Annotated in this window: 32 protein-coding genes; 11 read left to right on the forward strand and 21 right to left on the reverse strand. The window is 60.8% G+C overall.

The genetic code is table 11. The annotated features are described in order from the left end of the window. Window position 1: 1 nt before the first annotated feature. Complete coding sequence (locus DDE77_RS10870) at window positions 2-574, reverse strand: DUF2076 domain-containing protein (RefSeq protein ID WP_108397484.1); 573 nt, start codon at window positions 572-574, stop codon at window positions 2-4. A gap of 83 nt (window positions 575-657) precedes the next feature. Then, the gene (locus DDE77_RS10875) at window positions 658-1,401 is read right to left on the reverse strand and encodes a glycosyltransferase family 2 protein (protein WP_108397485.1); all 744 of its coding nucleotides are present in this window, start codon (window positions 1,399-1,401) and stop codon (window positions 658-660) included. A gap of 183 nt (window positions 1,402-1,584) precedes the next feature. Here DDE77_RS10875 and DDE77_RS10880 point away from each other — a divergent pair, with 183 nt between their 5' ends. Beyond that, window positions 1,585-2,379, forward strand: a complete 795-nt coding sequence (locus DDE77_RS10880; protein ID WP_170116504.1) for an ion channel — start codon at window positions 1,585-1,587, stop codon at window positions 2,377-2,379. Here the strand turns inward: DDE77_RS10880 and DDE77_RS10885 are convergent. The 6 genes from DDE77_RS10885 to DDE77_RS10910 form a co-directional block, all read right to left on the reverse strand. Beyond that, complete coding sequence (locus DDE77_RS10885) at window positions 2,376-3,137, reverse strand: 5-oxoprolinase subunit PxpA (protein ID WP_108397487.1); 762 nt, start codon at window positions 3,135-3,137, stop codon at window positions 2,376-2,378. The genes DDE77_RS10880 and DDE77_RS10885 overlap by 4 nt on opposite strands. Continuing rightward, the gene (locus DDE77_RS10890; RefSeq protein WP_108397488.1) at window positions 3,134-4,024 is read right to left on the reverse strand and encodes a 5-oxoprolinase subunit C family protein; all 891 of its coding nucleotides are present in this window, start codon (window positions 4,022-4,024) and stop codon (window positions 3,134-3,136) included. Before DDE77_RS10890 ends, DDE77_RS10885 begins: the two co-directional genes overlap by 4 nt. Continuing rightward, window positions 4,021-4,677 (reverse strand): 5-oxoprolinase subunit B family protein, encoded by a 657-nt coding sequence (locus DDE77_RS10895; protein ID WP_108397489.1) that lies wholly within the window; start codon window positions 4,675-4,677, stop codon window positions 4,021-4,023. Before DDE77_RS10895 ends, DDE77_RS10890 begins: the two co-directional genes overlap by 4 nt. A 120-nt stretch (window positions 4,678-4,797) precedes the next feature. Further along, window positions 4,798-4,974: a hypothetical protein gene (locus DDE77_RS10900; RefSeq protein ID WP_157959773.1), complete on the reverse strand. Its 177-nt coding sequence runs from the start codon at window positions 4,972-4,974 to the stop codon at window positions 4,798-4,800. A 118-nt stretch (window positions 4,975-5,092) separates the two neighbouring features. Beyond that, entirely contained in the window at window positions 5,093-5,329 is a 237-nt protein-coding gene (locus DDE77_RS10905) for a hypothetical protein (protein ID WP_108397491.1), read from the reverse strand. A 43-nt stretch (window positions 5,330-5,372) separates the two neighbouring features. Next, the gene (locus tag DDE77_RS10910; protein WP_245895163.1) at window positions 5,373-5,972 is read right to left on the reverse strand and encodes a DUF72 domain-containing protein; all 600 of its coding nucleotides are present in this window, start codon (window positions 5,970-5,972) and stop codon (window positions 5,373-5,375) included. A gap of 121 nt (window positions 5,973-6,093) precedes the next feature. Here DDE77_RS10910 and DDE77_RS19445 point away from each other — a divergent pair, with 121 nt between their 5' ends. From DDE77_RS19445 to DDE77_RS10940, 6 genes are all read left to right on the forward strand, one after another. After that, window positions 6,094-6,597 carry an SH3 domain-containing protein gene (locus tag DDE77_RS19445; RefSeq protein ID WP_170116505.1) on the forward strand — a complete coding sequence of 168 codons (504 nt, stop codon included), beginning with the start codon at window positions 6,094-6,096 and terminating at the stop codon, window positions 6,595-6,597. A 199-nt stretch (window positions 6,598-6,796) separates the two neighbouring features. Continuing rightward, window positions 6,797-7,852, forward strand: coding sequence for a glycoside hydrolase family 43 protein (locus DDE77_RS10920; RefSeq protein ID WP_108397493.1), 1,056 nt, complete (start codon window positions 6,797-6,799; stop codon window positions 7,850-7,852). Between the two features lie 68 nt (window positions 7,853-7,920). Beyond that, the gene (locus DDE77_RS10925; protein ID WP_108397494.1) at window positions 7,921-8,106 is read left to right on the forward strand and encodes a hypothetical protein; all 186 of its coding nucleotides are present in this window, start codon (window positions 7,921-7,923) and stop codon (window positions 8,104-8,106) included. A 27-nt stretch (window positions 8,107-8,133) separates the two neighbouring features. Further along, complete coding sequence (locus DDE77_RS10930) at window positions 8,134-8,367, forward strand: hypothetical protein (RefSeq protein WP_108397495.1); 234 nt, start codon at window positions 8,134-8,136, stop codon at window positions 8,365-8,367. 156 nt (window positions 8,368-8,523) lie between these two features. Then, a complete protein-coding gene (locus DDE77_RS10935) occupies window positions 8,524-9,384 on the forward strand; it encodes a carbohydrate kinase family protein (protein WP_157959775.1) in 861 nt (286 codons plus the stop codon). A gap of 150 nt (window positions 9,385-9,534) precedes the next feature. Further along, entirely contained in the window at window positions 9,535-9,843 is a 309-nt protein-coding gene (locus DDE77_RS10940) for a hypothetical protein (RefSeq protein ID WP_108397497.1), read from the forward strand. 56 nt (window positions 9,844-9,899) lie between these two features. Here the strand turns inward: DDE77_RS10940 and DDE77_RS19450 are convergent, their stop codons facing one another. The 8 genes from DDE77_RS19450 to DDE77_RS10975 all read right to left on the reverse strand — a co-directional run bounded on the left by DDE77_RS19450 (window position 9,900) and on the right by DDE77_RS10975 (window position 16,471). Further along, window positions 9,900-10,076 (reverse strand): hypothetical protein, encoded by a 177-nt coding sequence (locus tag DDE77_RS19450; protein ID WP_157959776.1) that lies wholly within the window; start codon window positions 10,074-10,076, stop codon window positions 9,900-9,902. 84 nt (window positions 10,077-10,160) lie between these two features. Continuing rightward, a complete protein-coding gene (locus DDE77_RS10945; RefSeq protein WP_108397498.1) occupies window positions 10,161-12,089 on the reverse strand; it encodes a hybrid sensor histidine kinase/response regulator in 1,929 nt (642 codons plus the stop codon). Window positions 12,090-12,176: 87 nt separating this feature from the next. Then, window positions 12,177-12,536 carry a response regulator gene (locus DDE77_RS10950; RefSeq protein ID WP_108397499.1) on the reverse strand — a complete coding sequence of 120 codons (360 nt, stop codon included), beginning with the start codon at window positions 12,534-12,536 and terminating at the stop codon, window positions 12,177-12,179. Between the two features lie 14 nt (window positions 12,537-12,550). Further along, entirely contained in the window at window positions 12,551-13,534 is a 984-nt protein-coding gene (locus DDE77_RS10955; RefSeq protein WP_108397559.1) for an HWE histidine kinase domain-containing protein, read from the reverse strand. Between the two features lie 100 nt (window positions 13,535-13,634). Further along, on the reverse strand, window positions 13,635-13,847 hold the full coding sequence (locus tag DDE77_RS10960; protein ID WP_108397500.1) for a hypothetical protein: 213 nt from the start codon (window positions 13,845-13,847) through the stop codon (window positions 13,635-13,637). Window positions 13,848-14,014: 167 nt separating this feature from the next. Beyond that, entirely contained in the window at window positions 14,015-14,488 is a 474-nt protein-coding gene (locus DDE77_RS10965; RefSeq protein ID WP_157959777.1) for an SH3 domain-containing protein, read from the reverse strand. 270 nt (window positions 14,489-14,758) lie between these two features. Beyond that, on the reverse strand, window positions 14,759-15,436 hold the full coding sequence (locus DDE77_RS10970; RefSeq protein WP_108397502.1) for an ankyrin repeat domain-containing protein: 678 nt from the start codon (window positions 15,434-15,436) through the stop codon (window positions 14,759-14,761). Between the two features lie 90 nt (window positions 15,437-15,526). Beyond that, entirely contained in the window at window positions 15,527-16,471 is a 945-nt protein-coding gene (locus DDE77_RS10975; RefSeq protein WP_108397503.1) for a hypothetical protein, read from the reverse strand. Window positions 16,472-16,729: 258 nt separating this feature from the next. Here DDE77_RS10975 and DDE77_RS10980 point away from each other — a divergent pair, with 258 nt between their 5' ends. Beyond that, window positions 16,730-17,275 carry an RNA polymerase sigma factor gene (locus tag DDE77_RS10980; protein ID WP_108397504.1) on the forward strand — a complete coding sequence of 182 codons (546 nt, stop codon included), beginning with the start codon at window positions 16,730-16,732 and terminating at the stop codon, window positions 17,273-17,275. Continuing rightward, complete coding sequence (locus tag DDE77_RS10985; RefSeq protein ID WP_108397505.1) at window positions 17,272-17,979, forward strand: hypothetical protein; 708 nt, start codon at window positions 17,272-17,274, stop codon at window positions 17,977-17,979. The genes DDE77_RS10980 and DDE77_RS10985 overlap by 4 nt, the downstream gene beginning before the upstream one ends. A 5-nt stretch (window positions 17,980-17,984) precedes the next feature. On the opposite strand, the gene DDE77_RS10990 is transcribed toward DDE77_RS10985, so the two are convergent. Continuing rightward, window positions 17,985-18,860, reverse strand: coding sequence for a hypothetical protein (locus tag DDE77_RS10990; protein ID WP_157959779.1), 876 nt, complete (start codon window positions 18,858-18,860; stop codon window positions 17,985-17,987). Next, window positions 18,857-20,509: a hypothetical protein gene (locus tag DDE77_RS10995; protein ID WP_157959780.1), complete on the reverse strand. Its 1,653-nt coding sequence runs from the start codon at window positions 20,507-20,509 to the stop codon at window positions 18,857-18,859. The genes DDE77_RS10990 and DDE77_RS10995 overlap by 4 nt, the downstream gene beginning before the upstream one ends. A 199-nt stretch (window positions 20,510-20,708) precedes the next feature. Between DDE77_RS10995 and DDE77_RS11000 the strand changes: the two genes are divergently transcribed. After that, entirely contained in the window at window positions 20,709-21,062 is a 354-nt protein-coding gene (locus DDE77_RS11000; protein WP_157959781.1) for a hypothetical protein, read from the forward strand. An 18-nt stretch (window positions 21,063-21,080) separates the two neighbouring features. On the opposite strand, the gene DDE77_RS11005 is transcribed toward DDE77_RS11000, so the two are convergent. After that, window positions 21,081-21,626, reverse strand: a complete 546-nt coding sequence (locus DDE77_RS11005; RefSeq protein WP_157959782.1) for a hypothetical protein — start codon at window positions 21,624-21,626, stop codon at window positions 21,081-21,083. Between the two features lie 169 nt (window positions 21,627-21,795). Between DDE77_RS11005 and DDE77_RS11010 the strand changes: the two genes are divergently transcribed. Continuing rightward, entirely contained in the window at window positions 21,796-22,278 is a 483-nt protein-coding gene (locus tag DDE77_RS11010; protein ID WP_108397510.1) for a hypothetical protein, read from the forward strand. On the opposite strand, the gene DDE77_RS11015 is transcribed toward DDE77_RS11010, so the two are convergent. Together DDE77_RS11015 and DDE77_RS11020 are read right to left on the reverse strand one after the other, a co-directional pair. Beyond that, complete coding sequence (locus tag DDE77_RS11015) at window positions 22,275-23,000, reverse strand: DUF5336 domain-containing protein (RefSeq protein WP_108397511.1); 726 nt, start codon at window positions 22,998-23,000, stop codon at window positions 22,275-22,277. The two genes, DDE77_RS11010 and DDE77_RS11015, sit on opposite strands and share 4 nt — an antisense overlap. Beyond that, window positions 22,997-23,581, reverse strand: a complete 585-nt coding sequence (locus DDE77_RS11020) for a hypothetical protein (protein ID WP_245895164.1) — start codon at window positions 23,579-23,581, stop codon at window positions 22,997-22,999. The genes DDE77_RS11015 and DDE77_RS11020 overlap by 4 nt, the downstream gene beginning before the upstream one ends. Window positions 23,582-23,739 lie beyond the last annotated feature (158 nt).

Below are 23,739 nucleotides of genomic sequence, written 5' to 3' on the forward strand. Positions count from 1 at the left end.
ACTAGAAATCGCCGCCGAAGTCGAAGTCGCCGCCTCCGCCGAAGTCTTCGCCGCTCAGTTCGGCGTCCTCGACGCCGGTGTCGGCCGCTTCCGCTGAGGCTGCATCGGGATTGAATTCCTCGGCATTGGCGCCGCCGGTGAACATGCCGGCAATGGCGCTGCCCAGGAGCACGCCGCCGGTGACGCCCAGGGCTGTCTGAGCCGCGCCTGCCAGGAAGCCACCGCCGCCCTGGCGTGGGCGTTCGTCAAGGTCGGAGCCACGGTCCCAGGGACCGCGGCGGCGTGGCGGCTGATAGGGCTCCGGCTCGCTGCCGCCGAAACGGCCACCCATGAAGCCGCCGCCGCGCTGCTGACCCTGCGATTCGAGTTGTTCGATGCGGGCCCGCGCCTGGCGCAGGGCTTCTTCCTGCATGATGATGGTCTGCGCCATGTAGTAGGGCGCCGGCGGATATTGCGCCAGGCGTTCCTGAATATGGATCTCGGCGTCGCGGTCACGCGGTTGGCTGTTGCGGGCAACATCCTCGATGCGATCAAACAAGCCGTCTATCGCGCTACGATCATCCTGGTTCGGCATGGCTCCACTCCAAAAAGCATTGGCTGCTCCCACGGAAATGGGAGCAAACGGACTTCGTTGCAATGGATCAGGGAAACCGAAGCCTAGTCGGGACGGATATCGGTGTGGGTTTTGGTGACAGGCTTGCCGCGGAAGGTGACCCAAAAGAAGTTGAGCGTGTAGGTCCCCGCGGTGCGGAAAACACCTTCTTTTTCAAGGCGGCGACCAGATGTTTTCATCTTGAGCTTGAAGGTCCATTTGACCCCGCCGACCTTGGAGAGCCGCACGGCCACGTCCGTGTCTTCACCAAAGAAAACGATGGAGCGGTCATAGCCGCCGACCTGCTCCCAGGCCGCGCGCTTGAACACGAAATTGCCACCCTGCACCACCGAGCCGACGCGCAGGATGAAGCGATTGACGATATAGATGAGGTAGGTAAGCCCATAAAAAGCACCGACCATGAAGCGGTTCCAGGGGTGCATGTCGTAGTAGATGTATGGGCCGCTGAGGCAGACGAGATTGCTGTCCCGCTTGAATTCGCTGAACACTGTATCGAGCCAGCCCTCGGGAACAATGGTGTCGCTGTCGATGTTGGCGATCAGGTCATAGCCGACGCTCGCAGCAAAGCCGGCGTCTCGCGCATTGACGAGCCCCTTCTTGGGTTCATCGACCACCCGTACAGTGGGAAAGCTGCGGGCGATCTCGCCAGTGCGGTCCGTGGACGCATTGTTGACGACGATGATGTCGGCATCGGCGCCGGAGCGCGCGATCTCGGCCACGACGGATTGCAAGCACTTTCCGATCAGCGCTTCTTCGTTGTAGGCCGGAATAACAAATGCCAGTTTCATTGTGCCCTCGTTTGGTGCCGGGTGTGCAGCCAATAGCGGCACAATGGGCAGACATCAACAGAGCCGGGGAATAATCGATGGGTTAGAGGGCCGATCATCGGCGTTCCCACCGGAACTGCCCCTTGCGCTTGCCTTTGGCGGCTGGCAAGCAAGACCATATCGGCATGGAACGGCAGCAATTCGGTGAACGTCATTACTCCTGAAACCCGCTTTGGCCGTCTGCGCTCCAAATTGCGGCTGCTGTATCACAGCCATTCGCCCGGCGCGCAGCGATTTCAGTATGCGGTGCTGATCCTGGATCTGGCGATCATCGGCTTTTTCATAGCTACGCCGCTCCTGCGCGACCAACCGGCGTTTCTGTGGCTGGACTATTCGATCGCGGCCCTGCTGACGATTGATCTGGTGGCGCGCGCCCTTGCCTCGACGGATATGCTGCGCTGGGTGCGGCAGCCTGCGATCATCCTCGACATCTTCATCCTTGCGACGTTGCTGGCACCGACCTGGCTGGTCAATCTGGGCTTCCTGCGCATCTTGCGGTTGTGGACCCTGACGCGGCGCAATGCCATCTGGCGGCCCCTGCGCAAGCACGGACTTGGCGCGTATCAGGAGACGGTGCAGGCAGTTATCAACCTGCTGGTGTTTCTGTTTGTGGTGACGGGCTTTGTGTACACCGCCTTTGCTGACAGGGGCGGCGATTCAATCGCTAGCTATGTGGATGCGCTTTATTTCACGGTGACGACCGTCACAACGACGGGCTTTGGCGATATTACCCTGCCCGGCACCGGCGGAAAGCTGGCGTCCATCCTGATCATGATCATCGGCATTTCGCTGTTTGTCCGGCTGGCGCAATCCATTTTCCGGCCAACAAAGGTGCAATTTCCCTGCCCCCAGTGCGGTCTGCAGCGCCATGATCCAGACGCCGTGCACTGCAAGGCGTGTGGGCATATCCTCAACATACCCGATAGCGGTGCGGACTAGAGGGAGGGAGGCTCGGGCTCCTGAGCCTTTATTTCGATGCCGTCGGCTTCCAGTGCATCCCGGACATCGCGCGCAAGATCGACGGCGCCGGGTGTATCGCCATGAAGGCAAATGGAGCGGGCGGAGGATTTGAGAATCGTGCCATCGTTCGCAACGATCTCGCCTGATTTGGCGAGGCGCAGGCAGCGCTCGATGACTGCGTCTACGTCGTGGATCACCGAACCGGGCTGGGATCGTGGCACCAGCAGGCCATCAGCGGTATAGGCGCGGTCGGCATAGGCTTCGCGGACAAGCGGCAGACCAACGGCGCGCGCGGCACGAACCTGCTGGCTGTTGTCGAGCGCAAGAACCGCTATCTTTGGGTCCATGGCCTGAATGGTGGCAAAGATGCCGATGGCAAAGGCAAGCTCTTCGGCGGTCTGGTTGGCCAAGGCGCCGTGCAGCTTCACATAGGACAGCGGCATGCCGACTTCATCGGCGATGAATCGCACCAGGAACAGCTGGCTGCGGATCTGCCCCAGCAATTGGTCGAGCGGCATGACCACTCGAAAGCGGCCAAAGCGTTTCGGATCGGCATAGCCTGGATGTGCACCCGCCCGCACGCCCCGGGCCTTGCAGACCTTGAGGATATGCCGGATCGTCGGCGCATCGCCGGCATGGCCGCCACAGGCGATCGATGCGCTGGAAACGATCTGCAGGAGATCGTCGTCGGTGCCCATACCCTCGCCAAGATCAGCGTTGAGATCGATTGAGGTCATGCAAGGCCGCTCCGCAACAGTCGATGGGCATGTTCCACACTGACCGACCGGAAGGCAATTGCGGTGCCCGGGCGCATTTGAGCGAATCTATCGAGATCGGCGGAAATGATGGTGGCGATACGCGGATAGCCGCCGGTGGGTTGGTGATCGCGCATCAGCACGATGGGCGTTCCATCGCCCAGGATCTGTATGTCGCCGGGGACAACGGCGTCGGACACAAGTGAGAGATTGTTGGCTGAGCCAAATACGCTCTGAGGATCCTCGAGCCGCACGCCCATGCGGTCCATGCTTGCGGAAACAAGGAAAGACTCGTGCTCGAAGCGCTTGCGGACGGCGGGGCCGAACAGTTCGGCATGCAGGCCCCAGCAGAACCGGATCGGGCCCTCGACCGCGTCCAAGCCGGTTGGTTTTGCGGGGTCGTTTGCTGTGAGCGCGAGTTGCAAAACATCGCCGGCGCGCAAGGCTCGTCCTTCTAGGCCACCCAGACGCGCTCGCGTGCTGGTGGAGAGGCTGCCGAGCACCATGGGGAGCGCGATATCCTTGCTGAAGCGGAGATAACCGTAATTTCCGGAAGCGCCGGGCGCGATGGACACGCGATCTCCCGACTGCAGGGTCATCGTGCCGGGCCAGGGATGAGGCTCGCCGTTGAGCGCGATGGTGAACAGACCCCCGGCATAACCGATGCGGCACTGTCCGCTGGTGACTGTGAGTTCGAATTGCGCCCGGGTCAGCTCGATGGCGCCTATGCCACCCTGCCCGGCCCGCAGGAAAGCGCCCCTGTCCATGGGGCCCGAGGCGCTGAGGCCGTGGCGCAACATGCCGAAGCGGCCACCGTCCTGGATTGTGGTCATCGGACCGGCCTTGTCGATGCGAAGAACTGCGCTCATGGCAAAGGCTCGAAGTGGATCAAATCGCCGGCGCGCAGATGAGTTGGCGGCATAATGGCCTGGTCGAAGTTCTTGAAGCTGGTTTGGCCGATCAGGTGCCAGCCTGTGGGCATTTCCGTTGCTGTTATGGCGGTCTGTCCGGCCGCAAACAATATGCTCCCGGCGGGGACGGATGGCCGGACCGTCGGGCGGCGCGGCAGAACGAGAGCTGGCTCGTGGAGGCCGCAGTAAACAAAGCCGGGTGCGAAGCCGGTGGTGAGGACGCGAAGGGGGTGCCGGTTGTGCGCGGCGATGAATTGCGGGACTGAGAGGCCCAGAGCCTGGGCAACGTCGCCCAGATCGGGTCCGTCGAAGGCAATGGGAATGGTCCAGGCTCGTCCGGGCGCGCCGGTTTTGTCCAGCCCGAACAATATGAGCCGCAGTTCGCCCGCAAGGCTAGCGTAGCTGGTTAAGGTAGGATCGTAGCGCAGGAGCACCGAAACAAGGTTCGGCACGACTTCCTGAACGCCGAGGATGTGGCTTTGATCCAGCACAGCGGCGAGGGCGATGGCGGCCTGGTTGGCGGCCTCGGAAAGCTTGCTGTCGAACCGGACCAGCACGGAAGTGTCGCCAAGCGGCACGATCGCGGGCTTGATCGTGGAGGGGCCAGTCATGACAGCCTCCCTGGCCAAGGCATGCCGCAGTTCTGCCGAACCTCTCCCGGACAGTCCCTTATGCCGGCGACCGTTTGCCGGTCACCAGCCAGATGGGGCCTGCGGAAACGAAGGTCTGGGTCAGTTGGGGTCTTTGCCGTCCTGTTCAACCACGGCATCAAACAATTGCCGGGCCTGCCCTGCCCCAATTGCCTCAATGGCAACGGCGGCAATGGCAGCAAACAATTCTGCGATTTCCTGGGGATCGGTGATTTCGGCGTCGTCGTCTTCTGCGTCGGCGTTGATTAGAGTGAACACAATACGCGCCTCCAAGTTAGCCAATGCAGTGAGTGTGCGGCGATTCACGTTACGGAATAAATAATGCAAATTGTTGTAGGGGCCGCAGAAGGGCGATTGGCAGACAGGACAGCCTCGCTTACTCTTCGTCCGCTTCGAGCTTGTCGAGATAAGCTTCGATATCGTCCAGCGTCGCCGTGAACGGCAGAGGGTTGTGGCCAAAGATTACCTTGAAACTCTCATCATCGCGCAAGGCGTGTCCGCCCTTGCCCTGCTTGGCCGTGAGCTTTTCCGCGGTCAGGATGGTAAGGCCGTAGCGCCCCGCAAGTCGCTTCAACCGGCGCATGCGCGATGCTTCGAATTCTTTCCGGCTCAATTTGGGTTCCGAATTGTGTTGCAGTTGGCGCAGGCACTATCACTCAATGGCCGCCAAGGCCAGCGAGGGACAGATCCAGCAGCTTAAGGGCATCCCGGATTGCCGCGCCTGATGCGGTGTTGTCGAAGATGCACCAGGAGCCTGGGTGCGCCGCGAGCAGGCGCGCATATTGGGCAAGGCTCTCGTCGGAATAAGGCGAATAGTAGATTTTTGGCGAGCCATGGAGCCGTAAATAGCAGGGCCTTCCCGGTGTGGGAGCGAACTGCAGTTCAGGCTTCTGAGGATCGGCATAGACGCGCCCGATACTGAATTGCTCGAGGAGGCGGAAGGCTTCTTCGTGAGCCCAGCTGATGTGGCGCGGTTCGATGTCACCAAAGAAGAGGTCGAGCTCACCTGCACTGTCGGTGAGCTGGCGTTCATGGGTGATGGTTTTGGGCAGCTTCACCGAAAAGCGGAATTGGTCGGGAACGGCGTCATGCCAGCGCTGCCAGGTGGATGGGCGGTGGCGGCGATAGAAGCTGGAGTTGATTTCCACCGCCCGAAAGACACTTGCATAGCGCTCAAGGGCAGTGCCCTCTCCGTCGAAGCGCTCAAGGCTCCGATCAACGCTCCAGCCTGCGGTTCCGACCAGGGGTGTGTTCAATCCGGTTTGCTCACTGATGGATCTTGTAGGCAATAGCGCGAGGTGTGGTGTTGTTCCACTAATTGCGTTCAGGCCCGGTTCAGCCGGGTGGTGTAAAAAGCAAGGAAGAGGAGAGATATTCATGCGCATTCCAGCTACTATCCTGTTTGCCTGCGCGGCCAGCTTCGCGTCCTTGCTGGGCGTGGGTGCGGCTTCGGCGCAGGTGGTCCAAGGTGAAGAACATTGCGTGGTCAATGTTCGAACTTCGGACGTGCTCAATGTGCGCGCCAAGCCCAATGCCAGCAGCCGGGTAGTGATGACGCTGCCTTATGGGCGGTGCGGGATTGTGGTGACCGGCCCCTGCAAGGGCGCGTGGTGTCCGGCAGAAGATGGGCACGATGCCGGCTGGGTTCATAGCCGGTACCTTTCTATGGTTTCGCCGGCCCGGTATTGTGTGACGGGGGTGCAGCGGAACGACAAGCTCAATCTGCGAGCTTATCCGTCTCCGAGCTCCCGTGTTCTCACGTGGCTTGCGCCGGATCAGTGCGGGATAGCGTTCCTGCCCTACAGCACCGGCTCTTGGCAGAAGGTGCGCGTCGATGGCTATGAGGGCTGGGCGAACCGCCAATATTTGTCAGGGCAGTAAGGGCCCACCCATACGGGTGGTGTGCGAGATATTAGCAGTCGTTAGGACAAATACGGGCCGGGTTTGAGGGGAGCCTGGAGGGAGCGGTCGCCGTCGCAGGCCGAACCGCTCCCTCAAGCCTTTCTCTGCCCAACTTCCTCCTACTGGCATTTTCCATCCGATTCCGTCAGGCTCGCATAAAGCCGCGTCGGAGAGGATCATGCTTTTTCCAGCCATTCGCATTGCTGCCCTCGTTGTGCTGGCCGGAGGGGCAGCGCAGGCGCAGGTTTTTACCGGCGACACCGGTATTCGCAGCGCCGATCCGAGTGTGATCGAAACGAGCAACGGCTATGTGGCGGTGGAATCGCGCAATGGGCGTATGCTGCTGGTCCGGATTGCCGAGTCTCTGGAGGGGCTTGCGGAGGTCCGGCCGGTGCGCATCTGGTCGGACAGGGAGCGGCTGGGGGAGGTTTGGGCGCCCGAGATCATTTTCCGCCAGGGGCGCTACGAGGTTTATTTCACGGCTGGGATCGGCAGCGACCACAGGATGTATCGCATCGAGTCCACCGAGGCGGCTGAGGGCTATGGCGACGCCGTCGAGATTTCGCTTCCGGAAGATAAATGGGCCATCGATGGCATTCCCTATAGTTTCAACGGCGCAGATTACTTCATCTGGTCGGGCTGGCAGGGCGATGAGGATGTGCAGCAGGACATCTTTATCGCGCGGCTCAATAGCCAAGGCGAGGTGGAGGGGCCGCGAGTGGTAATCAGTTCGCCCGACCAGCCTTGGGAGAACGTTGCGGGGGAAACGCCCGCCATCAATGAAGGTCCGCAGCCGATCATCGATCCTGCGGGGCAATTGCACATTGTTTATTCGGCGAATGGATCATGGGGGCCGAACTACTGCCTTGCCGATCTGCGGCTACGGTCGGGTGGCGATCCGCTCGACCCGGCAGCATGGTCGAAGTCAGACGGGTGCCTGTTTGGGGCCAATGGAGAGACACTTGCCGAAGGGGCCAATCTTGCGGTTGAGGCAAAAGGAGTTGGCCACCATAGCTTTATTCTCCGCAACGGGCAGGATGAGCCGCCACTTGCGCCCGAGGAGTTGAGGCCGTTTCTTTTTCATGGCGTTCCCGCCGCGGAAGAGCCAGCCGATTTCTGGGCAGCGCGTAAATGGTATGCGGGGCTTTATCGGTGGGTGCCCGATGTTGCGTATGGTTCAGGTAAAAACATGGACATCGGCTGGAGCCTGCAGTTCTTTGACAAGGGAAAGTGATAGGAGACAAGGCAACCGGTTAATGCTCGTTAAGCGTTTAGGAGGATCAAAGCTTCGAGGAGGCTGAAATGAGCATGTGGATTGCCTTCGGAGTGTCACTTGGTGCCGCGATCGGTTTGCTGATCGATAATCTCGCCATGGGATTGATCGGGGGGCTCCTGGTTGCAATTTTCATGAGCGCCGGAACCCTGATCAGCCCCAAGAGACAAGAAGTGCGCCGCGCACCCAGGACCAGCGATCTGCGGGACTGGTAATCGTCCACATCCGAAGCCGCGAATGGCATGATCCTGGCGTTTGGCTTCGCTTTTCTGTCAGTGGCGCTTCTCGGCATTGCCGCTCTGGGTGTCTTTACGGGCACAGTCTTGAACCTTGATCGATCCGGCCCCTTGTGGGTATCGCTATCGGCGGCGCCTGAAGCCTTTGCGTGGGCGCTTGGCCTTTGCCTTGTGCTCGGCCAGGCAAGCGCGATGTTCTCGCTCCTTCTTTTCCACTGGTTTCGAAGAACTAGCCGCTAGCCGAATGTGTTGCCTGCACATTGGGTTGGCAGATTGCGCCATATCGGGGTAAAGCCAGAAATGCCCTTTGTTGTTCACCCGGTCCGGTGTGGACACAGAGTCATCAGCAAGTGCGTGCATACTGCCGATCTGGTTTTTATTGAGAGAGACGCCCCTATGTCCCGCTCCGTTACACTTGTTGGACATTGTTGCGTTGATCGCGTGCATGGCGCTGACGGCAGCGTACTGCTGCGGGCAGGCGGCGTTCCGCACTACGCAGGGGCGACTTTTTCGGCGCTCGGCCGCTCTTGCCACATCATCACCAAGTATAATCCGGCAGACCATGTGGTTACGGCGGCGCTCGAAGCAATTGGGCGGAACGTTGAAACGCGCCCTGCCCGGCTAAGCACGACGTTCGAATTCACCGAAGCGGATGGGGAGATCGGCGAGCCCAGATTGGCCGCCGAGGGCGATCCGATCACCTCAGCGGACCTTGCTTCGCTACAGGGGCAAGCTGTATATTTCGCGCCCCTCACGCCTAACGACATCGGCGCTGATTGCTTTGAGGCTGCCCGGGCATCGGGAAAACAGGTGTTTTTGGACGCACAAGGCATTACGCGGCGCGAACCGACAGAGCGCAACAGGGAGGCGGCACATGCCATTCTCGCGCTCGTGGATGTTGTGAAGGTGACCTCGGCAGAGGCCCTGTGGCTGTTTGGCACCGACGAGGCCGAAGAGCTCAAGGCCGCATTCGGGCGGCTGGGTGTTGAAGAGATCGCTCTCACCATCGGGTCGAGGGGATCGATCGTGATCTCGCCGGATGGAATCGCCCATATCGCCGAGCGACCGATCGATGCCACGGACAAGGTCGGCTGCGGAGACGTTTATTTCGCCTCCTACATCGATGCGCGGCTCGGCGGTCATGCGGCTGCCGAAGCTGGTCGGCGCGCCTCGGCATTTGTGTCCCGCTGGCTGCGCGAAAGGTCTGCCCTTGTGGCGGAAGGAGAGCTTGCCCTGGTGGGCGACAGCGCCAGCTGAGCTGCACTCATCGCCGTCAACCTTACCGGTTTACCTTCACGCTTAAGCTAAACAGCCGGAAAAGCTTGGTACTGGCAGCATTTAGCGTTTTTATCCACAACCAATGCCGAGCCGTTCGTTTCGGAGCGACAAGCAAGTGTGGAGGAATCCATGGCCATGCAAGCCAACAACGAATTGAACACCCACGATGCAGCCAAGCCGGATAATGCCGTGGTGGCGACGGAAAACACCAAGGAAGCCTCGCTGACGGTGCATCGCGTTTCTGCGCATCGGAGCCGGCTAAGCCAGATCGTCAAGGAACTCGAAAGCGAGAAGTTCGAGTTGACGGCCCGCCTGGAGCAATTGCGCAAGCAGGCCGACGCTGTGGACCAGGGCTTTAACCAGCAGATCGAGGATGTCGAGGCAACGTTGCGGCTCTATGAGCACGGGTTGAACTCGGTGCCTGTCCGGATGGACTAAGGGCGAGCGTCCTGCCTCGAAGTTGATGTTTCTTCCCCGCGCGGGCTATTGGGCGCTTAATCGGGCCCGACATCGCCCTCGATATTCGTGTCGTCTGGCAGGGATCCCGTACCCGGGGTTTTTTCCATATCGGTCAGATCAGGCTCGGCATGGGGACCGGCGGGTGGCAGGCCTTCGTCGCCGCCTTGTTTTTCGGGCTGCTGATGCTTTGGCTCTTTGGGCGACTGGGACATATTCAAGCTCCTGCGGTAAGCACAAACCAACACTTCTGGCCGGCGCCGCGTTCCAGGAAAAACCGGAGCGGCCTTCTGCTGGTTCTAAGTCCTCAAGACACCTTCGATGGCTTCCTTGAGATCATGCAGCCGGAAGGGTTTGCTGAGCCGGGATAGATCCACCTGATAATCATCGGGAATTTCCGCATAGCCCGTGGCAACGATGACCCGGACATTAGGCCAATCCCGGGCAATTGCCTGGGCGAGTTCGCCGCCCGTCATGCGCGGCATGGCATAATCGGTGATGACGATGTCGACGGGCTCGGCGCGTAGAACCCCAAGCGCTTCTGTGCCGGACATGGCTTCGAGAACCTCGTGCCCCAGTTCTTCGCTAAGGGCGACCGTGTTCATGAGCACCAATGGATCGTCGTCGACTACCAGGATGCGCTTGGGCACGAACACATGGTCGGCCGGTTTTTCCCACTCGATCGGCTGCTTTGGCATGTCCTCAGCCGAAACAGGCAGCCAGAGTTCTGCCGTTGTGCCCAAGCCCGGTTGGCTGGACATCAGGAGCCGGCCGCCCGATTGCTCTGCCAGCCCGTGAACCATGGAGAGGCCAAGGCCCGTTCCCTTACCGACGCCCTTGGTGGTGAAAAAAGGTTCGGTGGCTCTTGCGAGGGTTTCCTCGTCCATGCCTTCGCCGCGGTCGGCAACCGACAGGACGACATAGCCGCCGGCCCTGAGGCGATTGGCCGATGTGGCGGCAAGCGTGCGGTAGTCAGCCGAAATAAGCAGTGGGCCGCCAGCAGGCATGGCGTCGCGCGCGTTCACGGCAAGGTTGAGCAGGGCCGATTCCAGCTGCGCCTTGTCGGTCTTGGCGTGTGGCAGGTCTGCCGGAAGCCTTGTCGAGACAAGGATGGATGGGCCCAAGGCGCGATCAAGTATTTCGCCCATGCCGCGGACGGTATCGCTGACGTCGACGGCGCCCATCTGCAGATCCTGCCGGCGGGCGAACGCCAGCATGCGCTGCGTCAGCGCGGCACCGCGTTGTGCGCCCTGCACGGCATTCTCGATAAAGGGGGTGATCTTCGGATCGGGCGGCAAGCGCTTGCTGACAATCTCGAGGCTGCCGAGGACAGCCATGAGGAGATTGTTGAAGTCATGGGCAATGCCGCCCGTGAGTTGGCCAATCGCCTCCATCTTCTGGGCCTGGAACAAGGCCTCACGCGCGGCCTCAAGCTCTTCCTGGGCCTTGCGCCGCTCGGAAATATCGCGGGTGACCTTGGCAAAGCCAACCAGTTCACCCTTGTCGTTCCGGATGGCATCAATGACGACATGGGCCCAGAAGCGGCTTTTGTCCTTGCGGACGCGCCAGCCTTCCCGCTCCACCGTGCCAGCTTTCCTGGCGATCTCGAGATTGCGTTCCGGCTCGCCGGCGGCGCGCTCTTCTTCTGTGTAGAACTCGGAAAAATGCCGCCCCAAGATTTCGCTTTCCTCAAAACCCTTGATGCGCCCGGCCCCCGCATTCCAGCTCGCCACATGCCCTTCGGGATCAAGCATGTAGATGGCATAATCGGTAACGCTTTTGACTAGCAGCCGGAACTGTTCCTCGCTGGCGCGCAGGGCATCGTCCCTTTGCTTGCGCTCCGTAAGGTCCCGCGTGATCTTGGCGAAACCTACCAGATTGCCCTGTTCATCGAGGATACGGTCGATAACGACATTGGCCCAGAACGTGGTGCCATCCTTGCGGACCCGCCAGCCCTCTTCCTCGAAGCGTCCTTGCTTGGCGGCAATAGAGAGATTGCGCTGCGGGGCGCCTGCGAAGCGATCCTTGTCCGTATAGAAACGGGAAAAATTCTGTCCGATTATTTCCTGGGGGGTGTAGCCCTTGAAGCGCTGCGCCCCTGCGTTCCAATTGGCCACATTGCCTTGCGGATCCAACATATAGATCGCGTAATCATCAATGGATTCCACCAGCAGGCGGTATCGTCCATCAGCCGTGACTGATGCTTCATATGGATCGGAACGGTGCATTGGGTCCCCGGTTCGCCAGAAGGCGACACCATGAAACACCTGAACTTGAAAGAAGTTCCACCTTTAAGGCCCCAGAACCAATTAATCTCATCCCACCAACTCGGCTACGGCCTGGAGCAGGTCTTGCCGTGGTGCGGGTTTGCCAATGTTCGAGGCGCCGGCAAGCGCGGCGTGCGTGTCGATCTCGTTCTGCGAATAGGCCGTTGAAAGCACGAACGGCACCTTCATGCTCCGCAAAACCTCGGCAATCGGGCAGGCTGTTTGGCCGCGCAAGTTTACGTCCAGCACACAGGCATCGGGATGGGACTGCTGCAACAGCGAGAGGGCATCCGAGACGCTCGCAACTGGTCCGACCACGTCATAGCCCGCTTCCGTCAGCGTGCGGCGCAGTTCCATGGCGATCAGGAATTCGTCTTCAACCACAAGGACCTTGTGCGTCCTACCCATCCTGCCTTGCCCAATCAGAGGGCTGGCAGCGTCAAGCGCACGTGCAAACCCGATGGATAATAATCAAGAACAGCTTCGCCCATCATCGAGCTGGCACTGAACTCAACCAGATCCGTCCCGAAGCCGCGTCGGCTTGGAGCGGAAACATGCGGGCCGCCTTCTTCCCGCCAGTCGAGCGCCAAACGCCCATGCCCCTCGTGCGGTTCGACTGTCCAACTTATGTGTACCTTGCCGATGTCGTTGGAGAGTGCGCCATGCTTAACGGCATTGGTGGTCAGCTCATGCACGATCATCGATAGCGGCCCGACCTGTGCCATTGGCACGCGGAAAGATGGCCCTTGCAGCACAACAAGCCGATCCCTGTCCTGCCATTGCAGGATGTTGTTGAGGATCATGGCGATGTCTGTTTCGTCGGTATTGGACAGCGACATGTCCTGGGCGCTGAGCATCGCTTCCAGACGCCCCAGGAACGCGTCGCGATATTCTTCGCCTGTTCGGCCTTCAGCCTGCGTCTGGGTCGCGAGCGATCGCACAACTGCAAGAAGGTTCTTCATGCGGTGGCGCGTTTCGGAGAGGAGGATGTCCTTGGCGGCAATCTCCTGCCGGCGGTCGGTAACGTCCTCGAACACGATCAGCATCTGTGTACTGCTGTGGTCGGGATGCCATAGCCGGCGCGCGCTCACGAGCATGATGCGCTCGCCGATATTGGGAAAAACATGGGCAACTTCATAGCCCACGATGGCCGCGGACTTAGGCACCACGTCGGACAGCAATGATTTGAGATCGGCTATGTCCCACTGCCCACTGCCCAGCTCAAACAGCGACTGCCCCAGGGTTTCCTCCCGGTCGACGCGGAAAACTTCGAAAAAGGCAGGGTTAGCTGTCACTACGCAAAAGTTTTGATCGAGGACGATCAGCGGCTCCCGCAGCGTGTCAACAATGCCCTGCGTTTGGACATGCCCACTGCGCAGCAGCCGATAAAGATCTTCCAGCATCATGATATCGGCAGCGCCCCCGCGTGTCTTTACCCCGCACACTTACCGCACGGGGCCCGGGGAGGCCAGAAACATTGGACGTTGCGGCTGGAGCCGAAGCGGGTTAGTGGCTGGAGTCGTAGAGCACGGACTGGCGGCCGTCCTTGTCGTCCAGCAGCACGCGTGCAGGCCGCCCCACTGCAAAGTCCACCCTGGCCAGCCGGATGGCCGCGTCGATCGCAATCTGCTTGGATATGAATGGCCCGTGGCGCGACGATCCAAACGAGATCCACCACCGCCCGCCACTGCTCACAAGAATATAGGGTTTAGCCGACATTGCCCGCCGCTCCTTCCCGAATGGAACACAAACTTCCCGGCAAGCGTGAAAGTTCGTCCGATGGGCCTAGCTCGGTCAGTTATGGCTAAGAATTTGCTAACGCTTGGAGCCGCTCGAAAAAGAAGGCCCGCTGTGGCGGGCCTTCGGATGTTGCAAGTCTTTGCTTGTTAGCGGCGGCCGTCCCGGTCGTCCCAGTCGCGACCACCACGACCACGGCCGTCCCAGTCACGGCCACGCCCGTCGCGGTCGCGGCGATCCCAGTCGCGGTCGTTGCGATGGTGGCGGTCCCAGTCACGCTGCGGGCCGCGATGGCGGGGTGCTTCAAAGCGTGGTGGGTTGCCGAAATCGAGCTGGAAGCGGATCACGGGGCGAGATGCGGCGCGCGCTGCATTGAGGTAGTTCACCGAAACCCAGCCGTCCGGCCCGGCCTTTGTGACATAGCACCAGCCGCCGCGGCAGCCTTCGACTTCGACGCGTTCTCCGCGGCGCAGGGTATCGATCGCTGCATAATTGGTGCCAGGACCTGAGCGGACATTGACGTTGGTGGTGGCAAAGCCGGGAGCCGCCATTGCAGCTCCAGCCGATGCGAACAGGGCTGCCCCGGCGAGACCGGCCTTGAGGATTTTCTTGTTGAGCTGCATGCTAGTCTCCTTGAATGAACGGCTGCAAAACCAATGCCTGCATAAAGCACCAGATCGCATGAACCGAAGCTGAACCGCTGTTTGGATCACCGTTCATCGCAGGAGGGATGGGCGAACGCTGGCAGGACCAAGCGCGTGAGATGGCCTTGAAAGGCACCGATTGCCCGTTGGGATCGGTCAGGATGGCGCGGTCGAACTGATGCCTTCAAAGTCACTACTGTGTGGCTCGCCGAAAATGTCTTGTGGTACGCTAGGCTACGGCAAGCGCAGCTATTCCACCGTAACGCCCGCTTCCAGGGGAATGTCGTGCTCCCGTAGCCACGCGGCGACATCACGGCGTGCCGCCAAGCCACGCTCACTGAGGATGGTGGTGTTGTAGCCGAAATAAAAGCCTTGGAAGGTCCCGCCCGTTGTCGTCGTGGCGTGAGGAGAGGCACCAGCGTCCAGGAGGATCAGGATGGCCCGGCCATTGTTGACGCGAGCAGCGGTGATCAGCGGTGTGTCGCCATTCGGCCCCGTGGCGTTAGGGTCCGCACCGGCCGCCAACAGCATTTCGAGCTTCTCCAATGGATAAGACCGCGATAGCATGGCGTCGTCAATCGGGGTCGACCTGGTGAGGTCGAGTACATTGGGATCAGCGCCGTGCGCAATCATGATCTCGAGCAGCTTCAGATTGTCGGCAAAAGCGGCGCGGTGGACGGCCGTCTTGCCGCTGGGGTCTATCCAATGCGGATCTGCGCCGGCAGCCAGCAAAGCCTCGACTTCCGCCACGTTTTCCTGGAGGACCGCCTTCGGCAGTTCGGCGTCGAGACCCTCCTGCGTCGCAGGCAATGGAGCACTGGTGGCGGGCGCCCGGGGCAACATCTCAGATACCCACCCTGCAACGAAGGACAGGAGGAGTATGAAGACCATCGGCTTGAGAACTATCAAGCGGAACCAACCAGGCATCCTTGCTCTCCTGGCAGCATCATATTTGACCACAGCTCCAATGTGGAGAGCTGCGCCATTGAAGCTAAGTGCGGTTGCATCCGGCCGGCATCAGAATGTCACCGTCCGGCAGTCGGTCTGGTACAGCCCGAGGTCCTCAGGCGTGACGTTCAGCAAAGGCGTGGGGCGGAATGCGCTCGCCAGCTGTTCCGCGTCGCCGCTTTCGAGCGCCGCGACGCGGGCGGCGTGTCCTTCAGCAATGGCGGTCAGCTGGCGCAGGAACTCTCGCCATAGCGCTGCATCCGGTACAGCTGCCGTATCGATGGTCCTGAAGGCTTCAGCCGTTTGCTGCCACTCGGCGTGCAGAGCTTTTGCCGCGGCCAGCAAGGGCGCGCGATCACCATCGACTTCGCCGCGGGCGAGCGCACTCCGCATGATGATCGTGGTGTCATCCAGGTAGCGCGCGGCACGGCGATCCAGGATCTGCGCGCAGACCCGCGCCGCAGCGTTGATGAACTCGGCCCGAACAGGCGGCACCCCGGGGCTCGAGAAGACCAGCTCGCAATCCCGGCCCAAGAAGCCTAGGGCGAAAAGGGCCTGCTCCAGCACCTGGGGGTCCGTTGCTGCATCGCGCTTGAGCCGGTGGGGCTCGAAGCGCCCCGAGATGAGTGCCTCTATACGCCTATCAAGCAGATCGATCTCGCCGGCACCTATGGTAAGAAACAGGTGCCACTCCGCAGCCAATTCCGGCTCCCGCGCAGACCGGTCAACCATGGCTGCATGGGTCGTCGCCAGATCGTTCCGCTGACGCTGAAGGACATCGATGAGCTGAGGCTTCTCAGCCGCTTCGGGCAGGCTCTCGGACCGTACTAGAGCGCTGATGATTGCTACAGCGGCCTTCTGGCCGTCCTCAAACAGAGCATGGTCTCGTTGCTCGATGAGACTACGGCACAGGGCATTGGTGCTGCCCTCCCACTCAGATGCGACCAGCGAACCGCTCGCGCCGGTCAGATTGGCCGCCCAGAAGCAAACTGCAAGGAAAGTCCTGATCTTCATAAGTTCTGGCTCCAGGATTGGCGGCAATGTCGTTGTGGGCGAGGCCTAGTTGCGGGCTGTTAGATAGGAGACGAACGGCACGGCACTATTCTTGGTGCAGCAGGGAGCGCGATGCCGATCTTGAACCAAGAGTGTGTATAAGCGGAGGCGGAGGGAGGGTCTGCTTGCGAGGGACGACGATGTGGGTTTGCATGCTGGCCACTTCCGTTATGATGTCGCCGATGTGAACAGAATTTTCGAGTAACCAGTGAGGTTACCTTGCTAAAGGAAGCGGCGGTAGCTGACGGCCCGGATGTCGAAGAGTTAGTTGTCCGGTCGCAGCGCGGTGACCAGCAGGCGTTCAACCGACTTATCACTTCGCAATACCATTTCATCTTCCGAGTCGCCTTCCGCGTGCTGGGTCACAAGAGCGATGCCGAGGACGTCACGCAGACCGTGTGCCTGCGGCTCGCCACGAGCCTCTCCAGTTTCGATCACCGCGCGAGCTTCACTAGCTGGCTATACCGGGTCACCATGAACGTGGCGCGCGATTTTCTGCGCGCGCAAGGGCGCCGCAAGAGGCTGGTCGATGGCGCAGCCGTCCTGGCGTCTGAACATGTGAATGCTGAGCAGGATGCGCAGCGACCTGTCGAGGACATCTGGTCGGTTGTGCGCTCCCTCCCCGAAAAGCAGCGCGACGCCGTTATCCTGGTGCACGGGGAAGAGCTCAGCCAGGAAGAGGCTGCTCGCATCATGTCATGCAAGAAGGTAACTGTGGCCTGGCACCTGCACAATGCGCGCAAGGCACTGAGGGATCTGCTATGAACCAGCCCGTGTCACACGATCCGCTCAGCCAGCTTCCCCCCGATCGCATTCCGGAGCCCTCACCCGGCCACGTACAGGAAACCATAGCCGCGGCACAGCAGCTTTTTGCCCGCCAACCCGTGCGGATGCCCGGCAGCCATAAGCCGGGGCGGCGCGTCTTTTTTGGGCGCACCTGGATGGAGGCGATTCTTGGAGCTGGACTTGTCTCCACCGCTTGTGTTTTGGCGCTCGTGCTCTCGCCGGCCTTCCTGATGACGCCCCTGGCTCCTGAGCCCGAACCGGTGCAGACTGGACCGATTCGTACCGAGATGATGGTCCCGCCCCAGGGCGTGCAGCCGCTCGATCTCGACATGATCGTTGACCTTGAGCCTTACACGAACGGCGAGTTGCGGCTGGGAGTGCGCAATGCCGATGATCGCTTTGCGCTCTACCATGTCGATGAGCAGGGACTCGAACAGCAATTGCTGGAAGGGCGCAAAGGGGCCGCCGAAGCAGTCAGCATCTTCGATGCCGTGTTGGCGGAGTGGGATGGCCAGCAGGTGCTGGCGGTACGCTCCGGCTTTGGGGATTTGCAGCGTTGGGATGCCTTCGTCGAAACGAGGTTCGGATTTGAAGTGTCGGCCGCACTCAGCCGTCAAATCTGGGACGCAGCCGATGCCGCTGAGGTCGAACAGCGCCTCGCAGCAGCGGTTTCCGGCAGCTAGACAGGCTAACCGATCAGGCGATCGCGATTTCCGTTTCGGCGGCAGGTGGCAATGAACACTGCCGCAGAGGCCGGATCGTCACGAAAGCGCGTGAATTCATCCGGAGCGATGCGAAAGTACGCTTCGTATTCGGCGAGGTGGTGCCGTCCGTCCTTGGTGATGAGCGTCGACAAGTAGTGAGCGCCGGTCTCGTTGTCGATACCAAGGGTGAATTGTTGGCTTCGATACACCACAACATCGGTGAAGCGCTGATCTGATGACGCGCCCTTGCGCAGGACGGCGTTTATAGCGGCTACCAAGGCCTTGGCATCCCCGTTGTCCAGCGGCCCTATGAACCGTGTGCCCAGGCGCACATAGGACTTGCGGCTCCTGATCGTTGCGTAGCCGCCGGTAGAATTTTCATTCACACCATAATTCTTGTGCGTGCGATGATGCACCTCGGCTGCCGGACCGCCCTTCTTGTCTCGGGCAAGCTCGAATGAAAAGGGCAGCGGGGTCGCGGATTTGACGCTGATGCTGCCCGGCAGAATGGTGATCCGCCGCGGCAGCGCATTCGACATTTCGTATAGAGCGGCGACGAAGAGGACCACGAACCCGCAGACCATGATCGCAGCGCCGATCCAGAATTCTGCAGGAGGAACCGAGGTAGATGCTTGCTGCCCCGAAAGCATGACCCCAGTTCCAAGCAAGGCAATGCACGCGGCGGCGAGGCACACGGAGACCAGCAGTGCTTGCCGCCCGATCGTACCGGGGGTGAGCTCGGGCGCTGGATGATTTCGGTGCGGTTGCCGTGCTCGGTTACCACCACTGCCATGACTCACCTCCGTAACCATGTTCCAGCGTTGGTTTATGATGCCGGATCCCCCGTCCTGCTGCGTCACTCCTCCTCGCGCTCCCAATAGACCTGACCGCGGATCAGCAATTCTTCGGGCGCTGCGGGATCGCCGCCGTCGATCATCGCGAAGAAGTGCCGCTCCTGCCCGTCCCGACCGTCGATGATCATGGTGAAGTCCTCGAAACGGTACGTCAGGCGCTGAGGCTCTTCGTCGCCGGGCACCACAGTGATGAAGGAGCCGGCGAAATTGCCGGCAATGAAACCGCCACGCGTATGGGTGACGGTGCCGTCGCGGCTGAACACATATTCGCGGTCGCTGCGCGCACCGCCACTGGCTATTTGCAGATAGTAGAAGGCGCCCTCCAGCCGCTGATTGGCGGGCATTGGCACCAGGCGTTGTGCTTCCGACAGATTGATCTCCTCGCCCTGGTCGAGGCCGCCGGTCCGGACCAGCATGACTTTGCCCCAGTGATCGGACCAGGTGAACCAGCGCTCCGGTTCGCGCTGCCGCGAGAGATCTACGTTCAGGTCCGTAAAGGCAAAATCCCACTCATGGCGGTAAGCCGTGCCATCCCGCAGCAGCACATAGATGTCCTCCTGTCGATCGATATAGCCGTTACCAAACCCGTCGATACGGTTGGCGAAGTCGGCCGCGTAGAGCACGCGATCGACTTGGTCCATGGCGAGGCCAGCATTGAGACCGGCGAACGCTTCGGCGAACTCCAGCGGGCGGAGCATGAGGCCGGCACTGTCGTCGATGGCAGGTTCCGCATCGGTGGGCTTGGCGTTGGAAATACGGCAATCGCCGAGATTGATGATGCCACCGACGCGCTGTTCCAGTACCCAGCGTGGTGATCCGGTGATCACCACATCGGTACCGAGGCCGGCAGCGAACAGGTCTTTGTCCTGTTCCGTGGCGAAGTCGCTGCAGCTCGCCTCGAGGCTCGACTGCCAGTCACCACGCCACTCGCGCAACTCGTCTTTCGAGACGATGCGACCGCGCAGATGCAATTCGCCCTGAGCTTCCAGCCATCGGAGAAGATATTCTTCGCGCGCCTCCCTGAGATGACGGTTGTCCTCGGCGCCGACCCTGGTGCCGACGGCTTCCATCACTGCGAGGGAGCGTGTCCATAGCGTCGCGAGGGGCATGACTCCAAGCTCGTGGGCTTTAAAGGTGGGCGCGGGGGCTTCGGCAAGCTTGATGCCGAAGTCCTCGGCATCCCGGACGAGGCTGCGAATGGAGCTGGCGAGGTCAAACATCTCCTCATTCAGTTCCTGCGCCAGATCGTGGCACGGCGAGGCATCTGCTTGGATTGCGATGGCGACTTCTTCCCGAGCGCTCACCGCATAGGCGTCGAGCTCCGCGCCAAGGCCGTCGTAAGCGGCGATGGCGGCGGCCAGGACTCGGTCATATGCCTGCAGGTCCACCACATGCGCCCAGCCCGCCATAAAGTCGCTTCGCGCTACCCTGCCGTCGGGGAAGCTCTCGTCGCAGACATCCACAATAGCCCGTGCCTTAGTGACGGATGTTACGGTATTCCCCATCAACTCGGCGTATTCCGTGGCGTCATCCGCCTGTGCAGGCCCGAGCGCGAAGAGTAGGGCGAGCGCAGCGCTGGCAATCCGGATCGTAGGCTTCCGCTGGTGCCGCACCAATGCGGCCGAGTAGCAGGGGAAAGTTGTAGATACGGACAATGTGCATCCCTCCCGGCGTTTATCGAGCTGTCTTTCGCGCGCGTCGAGTCTTCATCGGTTTCTTCAAATAGACAACCTTATGACGCTGCTCTTCCCCCTGCTCTTGGGCTCGAAAGCGAAAAGATATAGCCGCGTCCTGGCCAATACTGACCCGAGCCAACTCGTCTTACTTGCATCGGAACCTTCAGGGATTTGCGCCATGACACGTCACCTCCTCACCCTTTTCGCGGCGGTCTGCTGCCTCTTCACCGCCCCGGCGGCCCTGGCGGACGGCTTTGCTTCCGCCCAGATTGGCGGCTTTACCGAATTAAAGGTCGGGAAGACCAACATCCTTTGTTACCAGGAGCCTTGCCCCTGGAACGGGGTCATGCCCGCCGATCAACCTATCGCTCCGCATAAGACGCTTTGGAGCGGCGACATGCCCCCTCCCCTGCGTGGCGTGAGCGAGGATCGTGCCCATATTCGCGAAAATTACCGCGAGCATTGCACGCTGATCAGCGGGCGCTTCCGGCAAGGTGTTCTTGAAGTAGCCGAGATCCTCGGGCCTTGCTAAGCTTGAGTTTCCACCAACTTACTGTTCCAGCTGCACGGAACCGAACGGGGCTGCGCCGGAGGGGTCCTGGAGACAGGGCGTGCTGAAATAGCCGACGATGTAGCGGTGAGGATCGCGTTTGAAGCCGGAATCGAGGCTATGGCTCTCCCCGCTTGCGGGATCCACGGCCGCGATGTTGACGCCGCCATTGTCCAGCACGCGATCCCTAAAGATTTCCCAGCCACGCTGCCGCCAATCAGCCACCACATTAGTGAGCACGCCAGCCGCATCACCCTTTCCGGCCGAGAGGCGGACGCCAACCCACACCGCATAGATGTCGCCGCGCATCTCGCCCCGTGCACCCTGGCAGCGATTTATCCGGACGTCGAAGCGCTCGCGTTCGACTGGCAGGTCAGCGATAAGTGCTTCCACCTTCTCTGCGAAGACGGCCGCGGCGTGATGGCTTTCTCGCTGCTCCAACCCTGTCTGGGCAGAAGTAGGAATTATGGGCAAACAAAGGGCCATTCCGAGGCTGGCGATCCCGGCACGAATGATTGGCCAATTGAAGTGGTATGATGTGGTCATGCTGGTCCTGTCCTTGCACGGGCGGGAGGAGTGGTTCGCTACCCAATAGACGACTGGGTCTAGTCAAAACTTGGCCTTGGCCATGCAATCGTGCTGGTGTTCGATAAAGACCAATTATCGGTTCTGGCGATCGTCAAATGATCAGGAAACGTCAAAAGGAACAGCGGCGATGCGCAAGACAGTGCTGACCATAGTGGCCGTGGCGGGCGTCGGGCTCGTCGGCGCGGGGTTCTATGGCTTGGTTCTGCACGAGGAGCCTCTCGCCACGGGCGAACTGGTGGAGGCGCTGCTTGAGGAAGCCAACGAGAACAAGCTGACCGAGGTCTTTGCCCGCTTCGTGCCGATCGAGGCCGGTTTCGAGCAGCAGGCCGCCGTGTTGAACGCCAATGGCTTCCGCTGCGGCGTCCGCCCGGCCTATGTGGAGGGCAACACCTATCTGAGCTGCGACCGTCCCGTCGAAGGCACCGGCTATTGCCGCGGCTTTCGCTATTACAGCTATCAGACCAGAACGGGCGAGATCATCGAGACCCTGGGTTCTGCCTTTGATCGCCGGCGCGACAGGAACTTGCTCGGGCGTTGCGAAGAAATCCGCCAGCATTTCTACGCGCTGGCAAATGAGATCGGTGAGATCAAAGCTGGTGCGGAGCGTTAGCGCGTCAGCTCCAAATAGCCGTCTCGCAGGACCGCCATCATGTCCTTCTGTCGGTTGATGTCATCCACCATTTCCACCATGGAAAAGCTCGTCATGCGCGCCGAGCAGTCTTCGGCCGTAGGATTGGGCCGGCGCACTTCTTCGGCATTGGCGAGAATTTCTGCCTGCTGCTCCTGCGGCAGCACGGCAAACAGCTCCTTTATCTCGTCATAGTCGACCCGGTAGCGACCATCGTGACAGACATCGGCATAGGCCATGTGCCGGTGCGCCAGGTCGAGCGCTGACCGGCTGCGGGCCCGAAGGTCGCGTGCGACATCTTCCACGTCGCCACGTTCGACAATGTTTGCGACCAGGTTGCGGTTGGCCTCGCTGAGGCTGGAGTAGGCCAGTGGCGGCAGATCCGAATCGGGGTTGAACCAGTCCGCCGGCCGCACCAGGTCGAAGGATGCCGCCAGCTGCAGCAGGCAGACCAGCACGGCCAGACCCGCGACAGCCTTGCCCGCCAGCGCCTCGTGGCCTCGGGCGAGCAAGGTTCGACCGGCCAGGACCATGCCGGCAAGCGCCAGAATCGCACCAAGGAAATTGAACTGCTCATCCCGGACCACCGTCCCATTGACCGTCACGGTCTGCGAACTGCCGACAAACAAGAAGAAGGGCACCAGCCCCAGGGCGAGTGCGATAATCGGGGTTTTGAGGCTCCGAAGAGAGAAGGCTGAAGTCATGGAGCGATACTCACTGCAGGAAAGGACAAGTTGGCCAGTGCGTTTATCGCCTCGCTGCGCATGGCACCGAGGCCGCTCATGAAGCTCGTGGCGCCCTCCTGGCCATAACCGCGACGGCTGATACCGACGAGGGCGACCCCTTCTCCATCCCCGAGTGCCTGATAGCGGTAGGCATTCCACTCCACGATCACCGGATCAGCCTCAAGATCGCTGATCAGAAAATCAAGCAGCACCTCCCCTGTCGCGTCGTTTCGCATCAGGTCGTAGTTGAGCACCGGGTCCACGCCCTTGCGGGATTCGAGCGACTGGATCTGCGATGTGGCTGCATCCATCGGGGTAAGAGCACCGCTGACGGCCTCGACCAGGATCATGTCCTGGTAGGTCTCGACCTGCTGGCCTGCCGGCACATATTCCTGCTTGAAGTAGTTTTCAGATGGTTGCGAGGTCCACGCCAGAGCGTAGTCCTCGCCTTGGAAGAAAATCGGGCCGGGCACATTGAGCAGGTCGGACTGAGCAGAGCTGGGCATCAACATCAAGGCGGCAATAGCCGCAGCACAGATGGTTGTGGGGATTGGTCGCAAGATGGCCTCCAAGCTGGTTCTGTGAATAAGACGCAATCTGGCGCCATAGTATTGGCCAAGGCCAGGTCTTTTCTTTCTTTTCCCAGCAGGACCAATAGAGGGGGTCGGCATTGCGTCTCAATATGGACGCTCCCGAGGAGACGAGGCCATGTTCGCAC

The organism is Devosia submarina (genome assembly GCF_003056345.1).
GTDB classification, from domain to species: domain Bacteria; phylum Pseudomonadota; class Alphaproteobacteria; order Rhizobiales; family Devosiaceae; genus Devosia; species Devosia submarina.